Source organism: Sorangium sp. So ce406, from assembly GCF_051474675.1.
Classification (GTDB): Bacteria; Myxococcota_A; Polyangia; order Polyangiales; family Polyangiaceae; genus Sorangium; species Sorangium cellulosum_G.
This window is the reverse complement of record NZ_CP150340.1, coordinates 5297062-5311017: the sequence shown is the minus strand read 5'-3', so window position 1 is coordinate 5311017 and position 13956 is coordinate 5297062. Positions and strand designations below refer to the sequence as shown.

Sequence of the window (13956 nt, the reverse complement as noted above, 5' to 3'; positions counted from 1 at the left end):
TCCTCGGGGGGCGCGAGCGGCTGAGGTGAATGCTCACCGCCGCTGCCCGATCCTCCGGCGCCTCGGGACCCGGCCTCCGGTGCGGGAGATGCCTGCGGGTCGTCTCCGACGGCGATGGTCGGAACGCCGTCGATCACGGTGTCCGACACCGCGGACGCGCCCGCCGGGGGTGCTTCGCGCACGGCCGCAGCAGGTGCCGCCGCGGTCGCCGCCGATGCCGCGGCAGGCGCCGCTGGTGCCGCCGGGGAAGGCGCCGTCGCGGCTTCACGCCTCGGCTCGGGGGCCTCTGCGGGGGCTGCCGCCGCCGGTGCCGCCGGCTGCGCCGCTCCGGGGGCGCCGGCCTCCGTTCCGGGGGCGCTGCCGCGCGCCTCTCCCCGGCCGAACGGCAGCTCGTCGAACGCCTCCCAGGATGGCCGGATCGAGGACGCGATCCGCTCGGCTTCCTCCGCAGAGAGGGAGCGTTCTTCAGGTTCCGCGGTCGTCGGTCGCTCCCCCGCAGTCATCGCGGCAAGAACTTACCACCCGCGTCAGCCGCACCGCAATCTCGCGACCGATCCGCGCGCCGCCAGCCCCCCACGTGAGGGGCCCGGGCGCTCCAGGCACGCGCCGAGCGGCTCATCCGCCGCGGATCTCCCGCAGCAGCGCGTCATCCCAGGTGTCGGCGACCTGGCTCACCGTCGTGATGATATCCTCGAACTCTTCGTACTCGAGCGCGCTGAGCCTCCGCAGGCAGCGCACCACCACCTCGTTGCGCGACCTGTCGATCGCGAAGGCCGCGTCGGAGGTGGCGATGAAGCTGAGCTCCAGGAGCCGACGGTAGAAGGCCTCGCGCCCGGTCAGGGGCACGGCCATGATGGGCGAGAACACCATCAGGACGCCCTGCGCCTCCAGCACGTTGACGCCGATCGTCGCGCTCCCGTGCTGGAGCTGCGCGTACCCCGTCTCGTCGAGCGTGTTCGCGCCCGCGCCGCCCGGCGACCCGGCACCGCCCCGAGAGCTCGCGGCGTACCGGGCGAGATACGCGTTGACCATGCTCGTCGCGTCGGCAAACCTCTCCCCCGACGCGCGGTCCGCGTAGAGGGGTGCTGTGGATGAAGTGGGCGTGAGGTCGGGCACGTGAAACCTCCGGGACGTATGGCCGTTCTCTCGTCGCGCAGGGCTGACAGCGCCGACCCGGCGAGTCGGCAGCAGACCTGCCCAGCGCAGCCCCATCGTAACGCCCTGGCGTTCACGAAGATCACGCTTTTTGCGGTGATCGCGCACGCGCTCGGGTGCAGCGCGGAGGGCGGCGCGCCCGCCGCGCCGGCCGCGCCTTCCGACGAGCAACGCGCCGTCGCGCTGCTCGATCCAGGCGCGCGGCTCCCACCTCGCGCCGAGACGGTCGCCCTCGCCGATGCGGTCGCCATCGCGTCGTCGCGCGCCGGGGCCTCGGCGCAGGCGGCCTCGCTGGCGGAGCTCGCCGGCGATCTTCGCGTGCGCCTCTTCCGCCTCGATCAGGCGGCCACCGACGCGCGCGAGGCGATGGAGCTCTACGCCGCGGCGGCGACCGCCTTCCGCGCCTCGGCCGAGCCGGCCCACGTCGAGCGCGCGTGCCAGGCCGAGCGCCGCCGCGCGCTGCTCGCCGGCGAGCTCGCCCGCGACGCGGCCGCCGCGTACCGCGAGCTCTACCTGGTCTCGCGGCGCTACGCGGCCCTCGCCCCGCCCGCGCCGTCCGGCGGCGCGCCGCCCTCGCGCTCGCCGTGCCTCGGCGCGATCGCTGTCGCGCTCGCACAGGCGGCCGCGTACCGGCCCAGCGGCGAGGCGCTGCGCGCGCTGGAGCAGGAGGGACACCGCGTCGAGGGCATCGCGCTCGCGCTCGCCCAGGGGCCCGCGACCGTCTCCTCCGCCGCGCCGGCGAGCGCCGCGAGCGCGCCGCCCGTGCAGGTGACGACCGCCGACGCCGGCGGCGGCGATCTGGTCGTCGCCCCCCGGGCGCCCGCGCCCTCCGGCCCGGTGAAGATCACCGGGATCGAGCGGCACGGCTCGGACAAGGGCGCGCGCGTCGTGGTCGAGCTCTCAGGGCCGACGACGTTCGACGTGGGCACGCTCCCCGCGGACGAGAGCGCCGGCAAGGACGCCCGCGTCTTCGTCGACATCGCGCGCGCGACGTCGCGCGGCGTCGCGCGGGAGATCGAGGTCGGCGGCGTCCTGCGGCGGGTGCGCGTCGGCGTTCAGCCGAAGGGGACGCGCGTCGTCCTCGATCTCGCCCCCGACCTGTACCGCCGGGTCTTCTACCTGCCCGACCCGTTCCGGATCGTCATCGACGTGAGCACCCGCCCGCCCGTGCGCGACGACGAGCGCAAGGCCGGCGGCGCGCGCGAGGTCCGGCGCGTCGCGATCGATCCGGGGCACGGCGGCAACGACACCGGCGCGGTCGGCCCCACCGGCCTGAAGGAGAAGGACGTCACGCTCGACGTCGCCCACCGCGTCGCCCCGCTCCTCGCGCGCGAGCTCAAGATCGAGACGCTCCTCACCCGCGACAGCGACGTCTACGTCCCGCTCGAGCTCCGCACCGCGCGCGCCAACGCGTTCCACGCGGACCTGTTCGTCTCGATCCACTGCAACGCGAGCGACAACGGTCGTGCGCGCGGCGTCCAGACCTTCTCGCTCGCGCCGTCGCGCGACGCCGAGGCGCCGTCGGCGAAGCTCGCGGCGCGCGAGAACGCCCCCCGCGCCGCCAGGGCAGGGCAGGGCGTCGACCCCGGCGATCCCGACGCCCGCCTCGAGGTGGAGGCGATCCTGTCGAACCTCAACGTCGGCGACATGGCGGCCCGCTCGCGCCACTTCGCCGAGCTCCTCCAGCGCTCGTCGCTCGCCTCGCTCGCGCCCCGCTACCCCGACACGAAGGATCAGGGCGTGAAGGGCGCGGGCTTCTTCGTCCTCGCGGGCGCCGACATGCCCGCCGCCCTGTTCGAGACCGCGTTCATCTCGAACCCCGAGGACGAGGCCCGCCTCGCCACCGCTGATTTCCGGCAGAAGATGGCGGACGCCATCGTGAACGCGATCCGCGCCTACCGCGAGGGCAAGTGAGGGGCGCCGCCGCCCCGCGCGCGGCTCAGCCTCGCTCGAGGCCCATGAGCCGCTCGAGCGAGTCGCGCAGCTCGCCGGCCTCGCCCTTCTTGATGAAGTCGTAGGCGCCGGCCTCGGTCGCGTTCTTCTTCATCTCCTCGTGGTTCGAGTACACGATACAGCGGATGTGCGAGGTCGCGTCGATCGACCGGAGGCGCTCCAGGCAGCGCACCCCGTCGAGGCCCGGCATCATGACGTCCAGGATGAGCGCGTCGGGCTGCAGGTTGCCCACCGCGACGAGCGCGTCGAACGGATCCTGGAAGGTCGTCAGGTCGAACCTCCGCGAGAGGGTCTTGCGGAGCGCGGCGAGGACGGCGGGGTCGTCGTCGACCACGACGACCTTCGGCTTGCCCATCCGGAGGATCTCCGGGATCGGGTAGCCGTACTTTCGGAGGAAATCGAGCACGTCCAGCCGCCGGAAACGGAGGTGCCGTCCGGGCGTGCGGAAGTGGCGGATCTCCCCCTTGTCCGCCCAGTTGTGGATGGTCTTGAGGTCCACCTGGCAAAAGCGCGCGACGTCGCTCGCGGTGAACAGCTCGGGCTGCGTCGTGTTCTCTTTCGGGTTCGTTTCCATGGCTCACTCCTCGAGATCAGGCGTCGCCGGTACGGAGGGGGCATTCGTCCGGGGGGCTTCGAGACTGGTCGGCACGGGTGGATCCGGGCTCTCGTTCCTGTTTGATGTGGATCGGGGATCCGCGGGCGCAGGGCTCTTCGGCGACGAAGCGTCCGTCGCGCAGGACATAACGGGTAGGACCCTCGGCGTGCCGCTCGCGCGTCTCGTGCGAGGGATCTCCCGGCAGCGCCAGGTACGGCGGCTCGACCCCATCGCCCGGGACGAAGCGCGGGCAGATCGGCAGGAGCGACTGGCGCTCCGCCAGCGCCACGGCGCTGCGCACGTCCGCGGCCGCGGACAGCAGCTCGAGCGTGCGTGAAGTCGGCGGGGCGAGAAAGATCTCGCCACGCTCGGCGCGCTCCAGGACCGCTGGCGGCGCGGCCCAGAAGCTCATCGTCGTCTCGTACCCGTCGTGTCGCCCGACCTGGCCCCGCGGCAGCGGCAGCAGGAAGAAGCGCGCGTCGAAGCGGCGCGGCTCGGCGAGGGGCGTGATCCATCGTGCCCATGGGACGAGCGCCTCGAGAGCGAGCTTCAGGCCACGCCGCTCGAGGGCCGCGTCGAGCGACGTCCCGGCGGCAAGCTCCCGCCCGACCGCGTCGATCTCGTCGCCGGACAGCGGCAGGTCGGTCGGCAGGATCGCCCCTTCCTCCAGCGTCTCGCGGCACGCCGCCACGCACAGCGCCCGCGCCGGCGCCTCCTCCGTCGCGAACGCCGCGGCGCGCGCCGGCGGCTCGGTCGCCCGATCCCTCCAGACTTCCGCGCCGTCCTGCGCGTCCACCTTCCCACCGGGGAACACCACGGCGCCCCCCATGAAGCTCGAGCTCGCGTGGCGGCGCACGCAGAACACCTCGAGCCCAGCGCGACCGTCACGGAGGACGATCACCGTGGCGGCGTCGCGAGGTCGTACCGGGTTTCGGTTCTGATCAAAATCCAGCAATCTAGGATAAATTTGTTCCACGTGAGCTGTCTTTCGTCAAACCGTCCTCTGCGTCTCTTTTCCGGCGTGCTCTGCGGTGAGCATGCCTGTTTGAGGCCAAAGCGGCCGCCCTTTCCGGCTGCTCGGGGGCTTCCCGTAGACGCTTTCCAACCTCTCCCGACGCCGATGCCGCGGCGCGCGATCGATCGCGGCCGTGGGCGTGTGATTGACGAATCGTGTGGTGTTCGCCGCGTATCACGGGCGAACTCCGCCTTTGACGGAGGCGTCGTTGACGGGCTCGACCCTCACGCTTAGAATCCCGCGCCTCGCATTTTCGGGAGGCTGTCTGGCCTCTCCGGACATGTCGCGGAGCCGAAAGCCCCGTTCCAGCAGCCGGGGGGTCAGCGCCCCGCGGCTTGCATGCGCCAGGGAGCTAAGACGGCAGCGCCGCACGGCGCATTCGACGCGAGAGGACCTATGAACAAGGCCCAGCTGAAAAAGTTCAAGACCCTGCTTGAGACGAAGCGCGACGAGATCGTCAAGAAGGCCAAGCAGACGCTGACCGAAGACATGATGCTCGACGCGAACGATCTCCCGGACGAGATGGATCTCGCCTCGAGCGAGTACCTGCAGTCGTTCACGTTCCGCCTCCGGGGCCGCGAGAAATCGTTCCTCGACAAGATCCAGAAGGCGCTCGTGAAGATCGAGGACGGCTCGTTCGGCAAGTGCGAGGAGTGCGAGGAGGAGATCTCGGCGAAGCGCCTCGAGGCGCGCCCCGAGACGAGCCTCTGCATCCGCTGCAAAGAGGATCAGGAGAGGGTCGAGAAGGATTACGGCTGACGCCGCGCCGCGCGGGGAGGCTGCCGGAGCGGCGGCCGCCAGCGTGCGAGGGGCTCTCCGCGTCGTACGGGCGTGCGCTCCCGCCTCGGGTCCATGTCATGCGGACCGGGCGGGGCCACGCCCGTCGTGTTATTTGCGAGCCGCTGTGCGGCCGCGCGGCGGCTGCGGGCTGCGGCGCTTGGCCGCCGCGAGCACCTCGCGCAGGTACGCGCCGGTGAACGACGCCTCCTCCTGCGCCACCTCCTCCGGGGTGCCCGCGGCCACGATGGTGCCGCCGCGCTCACCGCCCTCGGGGCCGAGGTCGATCACCCAGTCGCTGCAGGCGATCACGTCGAGGTTGTGCTCGATCACGAGGACGGTGTTCCCGGCGTCGCGCAGGCTCATGAGGCTCGCGGTGAGCACCTCGATGTCCGAGAAGTGCAGGCCCGTCGTCGGCTCGTCGAGCACGTAGAGCGTGCGGCCGGTGGCCTTGCGCGCGAGCTCGCGCGCGAGCTTCACGCGCTGCGCCTCGCCGCCCGAGAGCGTCGTCGCGGGCTGCCCCAGCGTGATGTAACCGAGGCCCACCCGCGCGAGCGCGGCGAGCCGCTCCCGCACGCGGGGGAGCGCCTCGAACTGCTCGATCGCCTGCTCGACCGTGAGGTCGAGCGCGTCGGCGATCGACATCCCGCGGTAGAGCACCTCGAGCGTCTCGCGGTTGTACCGGCGCCCGCCGCACGTCTCGCAGGTGACGAAGATGTCGGGCAGGAAGTGCATCTCGATCCGGAGCACCCCGTCGCCCTGGCAGGCCTCGCAGCGGCCGCCCTTCACGTTGAACGAGAAGCGGCCCGCCTTGTACCCGCGCGTCCTCGCCTCCGGGAGGCCCGCGTAGAGCTCGCGCAGCAGCCCGAAGACCCCCGTGTACGTCGCCGGGTTCGACCGCGGCGTGCGGCCGATCGGGGCCTGATCGATCGAGATCACCTTGTCGATGTGCGAGAGGCCCTCGATCCCGTCGCACGCGCCGATCGGGGCGGAGCTCCGGTAGAGCTCGTTCTTCGCGGCCGGCAACAGCGTGTCGACGATGAGGCTCGACTTCCCCGAGCCGGACACGCCGGTGACCGTGCAGAACAGGCCGACGGGGATGTCCGCCGTCACGTTGCGGAGGTTGTGCGCCCGCGCGCCGGCCACGCGGATGAAGCGCTCGTCGGGGCGCCGGCGCTTCGTCGGGATCGCGAGCTGCTTCTTCCCGCTGAGGTACGGGCCCGTGATCGACGCGGGATCGGCGCTCAGCTCCTCGGGCGTCCCCTGCGCCACCACGTTGCCGCCGTGCACGCCCGCGCCCGGGCCCATGTCCACGACGTGGTCGGCCGCGAGGATCGCGTCGCGGTCGTGCTCGACGACGACCACGGTGTTCCCGAGGTCCACGAGCCGGCGGAGCGCCTCGAGCAGGCGCGTGTTGTCGCGCGCGTGCAGGCCGACCGAGGGCTCGTCGAGCACGTAGAGCACGCCGACGAGCGCGGCTCCGATCTGCGTCGCGAGGCGGATGCGCTGCCCCTCGCCGCCCGAGAGGGTCTGCGCGGAGCGGTCCAGCGTGAGGTAGTCGAGCCCGACGTCGATGAGGAAGCCGAGGCGGGCGATCACCGCCCGGAGCAGCGGCTCCGCGATCGCGCGCTCGCGCGGCGCGAGGCCGCCGTCGGCCGGCGCCTCGCCCGCCGCGCCGCCGGCCCGCGGCGCCCCGTCCCTCGGCGGCATGAGATCCTCGAGGAAGACGCGCAGCGTGCGCAGCGGCAGGGTGCCGACGTCGGCGATGTTGCGATCGCCGAGCCGCACGGCGAGCGCCTCCGGGCGCAGGCGCTTGCCGTCGCAGGCGTCGCACACCCGCGTGATGACGAAGCGGCCGATCTCGTCGGAGAGCGCGGCGCTGTCCTCGTCGGGATCGGCCTCCTCCTCGTCGTCGAGGGCGGGCTCGCCCGCGCTGAGCAGGCGCTCGAGCCTCGGGATGATCCCCTCGTACGCGGCCTTCTTCTTCCCCCGGCCGCCCCCTGGCTCGCTCCCCTCGAGGATCGCCTGGCGCACGGCCGCCGGCAGCTTCGCCCACGGGACGTCGGGATCGCAGCCGAGCGCGGTCACGGCCCGGTCGGTCTCCGCGGCGAGCGAGAGCGATCCGCGGCGGCCCCATGCCACCACGGCGCCCTCGCGGAGCGTGCGTCGCGGGTCGGGGACGACGCGGTCCGGGTCGATGCGGGTCCGCGCGCCGATGCCGTCGCAGGCGGGGCATGCGCCGTGGGGGCCGTTGAAGGAGAACATCCGCGGCTCGATCGGCGGCAGCGAGATGCCGCAGTCGATGCACGCGAAGCGCTCGCTCATCCAGAGCGGCTCGATCTTCATGCCCTCGCTGGAGATGTCGACGAGCAGCCGGCCCTCGCCCAGCTTGAGGGCGAGCTCGACCGAGTCGGTGAGCCGGCCCTTGATGCCCTCCTTGACCACGATCCGGTCCACGACCACGTCGAGGTCGTGGGCGCGCGTCCGGTCGAGGACGATCTCGTCGCCGAGGTCGACGATCTCGCCGTCGATGCGCGCGCGCACGAAGCCCTCGCGGCGCAGCCGCTCGATGTCGAGCTTCAGCTCGCCGCGGCGACCCCGCGCGATGGGCGCCATGATCGTGACCCGCGTCTTGTCCCCGAAGTCGAGGATACGGTCGACGATCTGCTGCACGGTCTGCGCCTCGATCCGCTTGCCGCAGGCGGGGCAGTGCGGGGTGCCGACCCGCGCGAAGAGCAGCCGGAGGTAATCCGAGATCTCCGTCACGGTGCCGACGGTCGAGCGCGGGCTCTTCGCGAGCGCGCGCTGCTCGATGGCGATCGCGGGCGAGAGGCCCTCGATCGACTCCACGTCGGGCTTGGAGAGCTGCTCGAGGAACTGCCGCGCGTAGGCGGAGAGCGACTCGACGTAGCGGCGCTGTCCCTCCGCGTAGATGGTGTCGAACGCCAGGGACGATTTGCCCGAGCCGCTCGGGCCGGTGATCACCACCAGGCGGTCGCGCGGAAGCGACACGCTGACGTTCTTGAGGTTGTGCTGCCGAGCGCCTCGAACGACCAGTCGATCCATAGGGGGAACCGGAGAGCTATCACACACGGAAGCGGGCGTGGCGGCGCTCCTGCTCGCCGCGCGACGCTCCCCGGTGCTCCTTGCTCGCCATGCCTCGGGGCGCGCCACACCGGCGCGCCGTGGCGCGGCGCGGCGGGCAAGGTCTTCCTGAGGTCTTGCGATTCTTCTCACGTCGCTGCGCTGCAAGCTGGACTATGAGGGGGCGCGCGGGGTGACGTGGAAGCGCGCTTGAGGAGTGTCCTGATGGCGGTCGGCGCCGGCGTTGCGCTCGGCGCGGTCGCGCTCCTGGCGCGGTACGCGCCTGAGCTCGACGCGCTGCTGCTCATGCCGTCCTCTCCGCCCGGGCGCCTTGCCGCGCCGCGTTCCACCGCGCCTGCGGCGCTGCCCGCCCCCTCGCCGTCCGCCGCCCCGCCGCCCGCGCCCGGCGCGGCCGCCCGCGCGCGGGGGACCGCCCCATCGGCGCCGGGCGCGCTCGCCGAGGCGCCGGCCCCGCGCGCAGCGCGCCGGCGGGCGTCCGCGGCCCCGCTGGTCGACCCGTTCGCGGACGACCCTGCGGCGCGCGCCGCGTGCCCGGCCGACATGACCCTCGTGGAGGGCGATTTCTGCCCGTCCCTTCCGTACATCTGCGCGCGCGGGGGCGACGGGGTCGGCCACGGTTGCCCCGAGTACGCGCGCGGCGCCCGGTGCCAGGCGGCCGTGGATCCCCGGCGCTTCTGCATCGACCGCCACGAGTGGCCGAACCGGGTCGGCGAGCTCCCGCGCGTGTACGTCGACTGGCACGAGGCGAGGTCGCTCTGCGCCTCGGTGGGCAAGCGGCTCTGCCGGCGCTCCGAGTGGATCCTCGCTTGCGAAGGGCCGAAGCGCCTGCCGTATCCTTGGGGCTTCGTGCGCACGCCCAGCCCCTGCAACATCGACCGCGCCGCGATCGCGTTCGACATCGGCGCGATCCAGGACGAGGCGACGCGCGAGGGCGAGATCGCCCGGCTATGGCAGGCCGATCCGATCGGGTCGCACCCGAACTGCATCAGCGCTTACGGCGCGTACGACCTCTCCGGCAACGTCGACGAGTGGACCGACAACCTCGCCGACGACCCGGACACGGCGCGCCCGGCCACGCTCAACGGCGGCTACTGGGGGCCGGTCCGGAACACCTGCCGCCTCACGACCGGGGGGCACGGGCCGACCTTCAAGTTCTACCAGGCCGGCTTCCGCTGCTGCGCCGACACGGTCGACGGCATCGTCACGCCTCCGCCGCGGCCGTTCATCGATCGCGACGGCGAGAAGGACGACGTGTACGACTGACATGCGCGAGCGCATCGCCTTCATCGCCGCCCTCGCCGTCGCCGCCCTGGTGAGCGCGCTCCTCTTCGCACCCCGCTTCCAGAGGCCGCGGGAGCCGCTCGACGCCGCGAGCGCGTCGCCGCCGGTGAGCTTCGCCCCGCCGGAGCCGGCGCCGCCCGTGTCCGCGCTGACGCCGCCGGCGCCCCCGCCGCTGCCCGCGTACGTGCGCGTGAACCCGGCGAGCGCCACGGCGTGCCTGGCGGGCATGGTGCTCGTCGACGGCATCTACTGCCCCTACGTCGGGCACCACTGCGCCGCCTACATCGACGAGGAGAAGGACATCTGCGCGCGGTTCGAGCCCGAGGTCCTCTGCGAGGGGCGCCTCCAGCATCGGCGCTTCTGCATCGACGTCTTCGAGTACCCGAACATCGAGGGCGTCCGCCCGGCGGTGATGGTGAGCTGGCTCGACGCCGAGCGCGCGTGCGCGGCCGAGGGCAAGCGGCTCTGCTCCGTCGAGGAGTGGGAGTTCGCGTGCGAGGGCCCGCAGATGTGGCCCTATCCTTACGGAATCGCGCGCGATCCCGAGGCCTGCAACATCGACCGGAAGATCGCGATGCCCGTGCTCGAGGTGTTCTCCGATCCGTGGAAGATCTCCGCGGAGGTCGAGCGGCTCGACCGCCGCGTCGCGTCCGGGGAGATGCACCGGTGCGTGAGCCCGTTCGGCGTGCGCGACATGACCGGCAACGTCGACGAGTGGGTCAACAACTCGCTCGGCAAGCTGGACGACAAGCCGTTCCGGTCGACGCTGAAGGGGGGCTACTGGGGGCCGATCCGGTCGAGGTGCCGTCCGGTCACCTCGACGCACAACCGGTGGTTCCGCTTCTACCAGGTCGGGTTCCGGTGCTGCGCCGACACGCTCGACGGGGGCAAGGCCGTGGCGCCGGCGGACAAGACAGCACGGATCCCGCGCCGCAGCCCGATGGCCGATCCGGGCGGGCGGTAGGGTCGGTCCGGGGGCTGTCTGGAGGTGGCGTGGGCGGCTCTGCGCCGGCGATGGGCCCGGCGCGCGGCCCGGGGGCGCCGTCTCGCGGCTGGCCCCCTGGCGGCCGGGCCAGCGCGGACCGCGCTGGAACCACGGCCGCGGCGCGGCCAACCCGGTCCGGCCAAACCGCTCCCCTTCCAACGGCGCGCCGCTTGGACTACGTTGTCCGCCGGTGCTTCAACGGGCGGGCTCGAACAGGAGCTCGCCTTCGCACCAGGGCCTATAGCTCAATCGGTCAGAGCCCCCGGCTCATAACCGGGCTGTTCCTGGTTCGAGTCCAGGTGGGCCCACGAAAGCCACGAAACAGAAGGAGACAAGGAATCACGTGAGCATCCGCGAGCAGATCGCATTCCTCGAAGAGCTGTCGGCCATCGACAGCGACATCCGCCGCATCGATGAGCAGCTCGACAAGCAGCGCGGCAGCCTGGAAGGGATGCGGTCCGAGCTGAAGCGGCTAGAGGAGCGGCTGAAGGGCGATCGCGAGACCCTGGCGGCGATGGAGAAGACGCGATCCGAGCTCGTCGTCGAGTTCCGCCAGATGGCGAACCAGATCGAGCGTTCGCGGGAGAAGCTCCAGCGCTCCCGCAACGAGCGCGAGTCGAACGCGGCGCAGCGCGAGATCGAGGAGCTGCGCAAGCTGCACCGCGATCGCGAGGAAGAGATCGAGCGGCTGAACTCGGCCGCCGAGGGCGCGCGCGGGGCGATCGATCAGGCGGAGGCGAAGCGCGTGGAGCTCGCGGGGGCGATCGACGGCAGCGCGCCGGGGACGCAGGCGTCGCTGGCCGCGCTCGAGGCCGAGCGCGCGCAGCGCGCCGAGGCGCGCCAGCAGGTGGTCAGCAAGCTGCCGGTCGTCCTGTACCGCCGCTACGAGTCGATCCGCACGCGCAGGCCCGTCGCGATCGCCCGCACGTATGACGGCACCTGCCTCGGCTGCCACCTGTCCGTGCCGCCGATGATGTTCCAGAAGATGCGCCGCCAGGAGGAGTTCGAGCGGTGCCCGAACTGCAACCGGATCCTCTACTACATGCCGCCAGAGCCCGCGCCGGGCAGCGCGCCGCCCGCGGACCCCTCCCGCGCCTGACCCGGGGGCGGCTTGAAGACCTGCTCCGCCTGCTTCAGGCTCTTTTCGCACGACAGCGGCTTCTGCCCGGTCGACGGCCAGCGCCTCATCCCCGTCGCCGAGGCGCCGCCGCCCAGGCACCCTGAGGACAGGCGCGTCGGCGCGACCCTCTGCGGCGGGCGCTACCAGATCTGGCGGATCGTCGCGGACGGGGGCATGGGGCGCGTCTACCAGGCGCTCGATCTCCGGGCCGGCCGCAGCGTGGCCCTGAAGATCCTCCACCCCGAGGTCGCGCTCGACGAGGTGAGCGTCGAGCGGTTTCACCGCGAGTTCGAGGTCAGCGCGTCGCTGCCGCACGAGCACATCGTCGAGGTGCTCGGCTTCGAGAAGACCGAAGACCAGAGCTTCGCGCTCGTCATGGAGTACCTCGAGGGCGAGGAGCTGCGGACGGTCCTCAAGCGCGACAAGGTGCTGCCACCCGAGCGCCTCGTGCGGATGCTGTCGCAGCTCGCGCTCGGCCTCGCGGAGGCGCACGAGCGCAAGGTCGTCCACCGCGATCTCAAGCCGGACAACATCTTCCTCGTCGGCACGCGCGACGGTGACCGGGTGAAGATCCTCGACTTCGGCAGCGTGCGCGACAACAGCGAGGGCGCGAAGAAGCTGACCGTCGTCGGCACGACGATCGGCTCCCCGTTCTACATGTCGCCCGAGCAGGCGCAGGGGCTGCTCGCGCTCGATCATCGCGCCGACGTCTGGTCGGTCGCGGCGATCGTCTTCGAGTGCGTCACGGGGCGCGTCCCGTTCCACGCGTCGACCGGCCCGATGATCCTCGTGACCATCATGGGCAGCAACCCGCTGCCCCCGAGCGAGGCGGGCAAGGCGTACGGGGTGCCCGCCTCGCTCGACGCGGTGATGGAGAGGGCGTTCATGAAGATGCCCGAGGCGCGCCTCGAGTCCGTCGGCTTGCTGGCCGACGGCGTCGGTCACGCGTACGGCCTCGCGGGGTCTCACCGCGACTGGGCGTACATGCCGCAGGGCGAGCTCGCGGCGAGGATCCGCGCGGCGCTGCCGACCCTCCTGGGCCGCCCGCCGAAGGCCCCCGAGGGCACGAGCGCGGTCCACGCGGGCGCGAGCGCGGTCCACGCGGGCGCGGACGGCCGCCAGGTCGCCGCCGTGGTCGCCGCGCCGTCGCCGGGCGCCACCGAAGCGTTCGCCGAGGATATCGTGATGGGGGTGCCCCAGCGGTTGCCGCGGTGGGTCGTGCCTGCTGTGGCCGGCGCGGCCGTGCTGCTCTGCGCGCTCGTCGCCCTGCTGATCTCGCGCTGAAGACGCGCTGCGCCGTCGCGCTTCCGGCGCGCTCGACGCACCCGACGTCGAAAGCGCGCGTGCGACGTTGCGCTCGACGTTGGAAGCGCGCCGCGCCCGTCCTCCCCGGACGCCGGGGGCCCCAGGTTCGCGCGGACGCCGGCGCTGTGTTATTTGTGTTGACCATGAGCACTCATCCTTCAACTCGGACCCGCAAGCCCCTCTCTGCCGCGCTGGGCCTGATCGCACTCTCCGGGCTCGCCTCCCTCGGCTCGGGCTGTAACCAGAGCGAAGCGGCGACCTCTCGCGCAGCCGAGGCGCCCGCCCCTGCACCTCAGGGCGGAAAGTCGAAGGTCGAGGATGCGGTCTACACCCTCGAGATGAAGCCGACAGGAACGTACAAGGCCGGCCAGGAGGGGCTCGTGGAGGTCTCGCTCCTGTCGAAGGGCGACTACCACATCAACGACAAGTACCCGATCAAGTTCAAGGTCGCGGAGGCGGCCGCCGAGGGCGTTTCGTACCCGAAGCCGCTGCTCAAGCGCGAGGACGGCACGTTCGAGGAGAACAAGGGCGTCCTGAAGGTTCCGTTCGTCGCGTCCAAGAAGGGCAAGACCAAGGTGGCGGGCGTGCTCTCCTTCAGCATCTGTAGCGCCGCGAACTGCTTGATGCAGAAGCAGGAGCTCGAGGCGGTCATCGACGTGCAGTAA

Annotated in this window: 11 protein-coding genes and 1 tRNA gene; 8 read left to right on the top strand and 4 right to left on the bottom strand. The window is 72.2% G+C overall.

The window, feature by feature from the left end:
• Window positions 1–615 precede the first annotated feature (615 nt).
• Window positions 616–1032: a YbjN domain-containing protein gene (locus WME96_RS19490; RefSeq protein ID WP_437291605.1), complete on the bottom strand. Its 417-nt coding sequence runs from the start codon at window positions 1030–1032 to the stop codon at window positions 616–618.
• Between the two features lie 219 nt (window positions 1033–1251).
• On the opposite strand from WME96_RS19490, the gene WME96_RS19485 reads away from it, so the two are divergent.
• Window positions 1252–3069 carry an N-acetylmuramoyl-L-alanine amidase gene (locus tag WME96_RS19485; RefSeq protein WP_437291604.1) on the top strand — a complete coding sequence of 606 codons (1818 nt, stop codon included), beginning with the start codon at window positions 1252–1254 and terminating at the stop codon, window positions 3067–3069.
• A 25-nt stretch (window positions 3070–3094) separates the two neighbouring features.
• Here the strand turns inward: WME96_RS19485 and WME96_RS19480 are convergent, their stop codons facing one another.
• Together WME96_RS19480 and WME96_RS19475 are read right to left on the bottom strand one after the other, a co-directional pair.
• Window positions 3095–3682, bottom strand: a complete 588-nt coding sequence (locus tag WME96_RS19480; RefSeq protein ID WP_061609761.1) for a response regulator — start codon at window positions 3680–3682, stop codon at window positions 3095–3097.
• Window positions 3683–3698: 16 nt separating this feature from the next.
• The gene (locus WME96_RS19475; protein WP_437291603.1) at window positions 3699–4679 is read right to left on the bottom strand and encodes an NUDIX hydrolase; all 981 of its coding nucleotides are present in this window, start codon (window positions 4677–4679) and stop codon (window positions 3699–3701) included.
• A gap of 435 nt (window positions 4680–5114) precedes the next feature.
• Between WME96_RS19475 and WME96_RS19470 the strand changes: the two genes are divergently transcribed.
• Window positions 5115–5477 carry a TraR/DksA family transcriptional regulator gene (locus WME96_RS19470; RefSeq protein WP_433937002.1) on the top strand — a complete coding sequence of 121 codons (363 nt, stop codon included), beginning with the start codon at window positions 5115–5117 and terminating at the stop codon, window positions 5475–5477.
• 129 nt (window positions 5478–5606) lie between these two features.
• On the opposite strand, the gene uvrA is transcribed toward WME96_RS19470, so the two are convergent.
• Window positions 5607–8561 (bottom strand): excinuclease ABC subunit UvrA, encoded by a 2955-nt coding sequence (uvrA, locus tag WME96_RS19465; protein WP_437291602.1) that lies wholly within the window; start codon window positions 8559–8561, stop codon window positions 5607–5609.
• Window positions 8562–8804: 243 nt separating this feature from the next.
• Here uvrA and WME96_RS19460 point away from each other — a divergent pair, with 243 nt between their 5' ends.
• The 6 genes from WME96_RS19460 to WME96_RS19435 all read left to right on the top strand — a co-directional run bounded on the left by WME96_RS19460 (window position 8805) and on the right by WME96_RS19435 (window position 13956).
• On the top strand, window positions 8805–9863 hold the full coding sequence (locus WME96_RS19460; RefSeq protein WP_437291601.1) for a formylglycine-generating enzyme family protein: 1059 nt from the start codon (window positions 8805–8807) through the stop codon (window positions 9861–9863).
• Window position 9864: 1 nt separating this feature from the next.
• The gene (locus WME96_RS19455) at window positions 9865–10845 is read left to right on the top strand and encodes a formylglycine-generating enzyme family protein (protein WP_437291600.1); all 981 of its coding nucleotides are present in this window, start codon (window positions 9865–9867) and stop codon (window positions 10843–10845) included.
• Between the two features lie 255 nt (window positions 10846–11100).
• A tRNA-Ile gene (locus WME96_RS19450) sits at window positions 11101–11174 on the top strand.
• Window positions 11175–11209: 35 nt separating this feature from the next.
• Window positions 11210–11965: a zinc ribbon domain-containing protein gene (locus WME96_RS19445; RefSeq protein WP_061618622.1), complete on the top strand. Its 756-nt coding sequence runs from the start codon at window positions 11210–11212 to the stop codon at window positions 11963–11965.
• A 12-nt stretch (window positions 11966–11977) separates the two neighbouring features.
• Entirely contained in the window at window positions 11978–13270 is a 1293-nt protein-coding gene (locus tag WME96_RS19440) for a serine/threonine-protein kinase (protein WP_437291599.1), read from the top strand.
• Between the two features lie 359 nt (window positions 13271–13629).
• On the top strand, window positions 13630–13956 hold the full coding sequence (locus tag WME96_RS19435) for a hypothetical protein (RefSeq protein WP_437291598.1): 327 nt from the start codon (window positions 13630–13632) through the stop codon (window positions 13954–13956).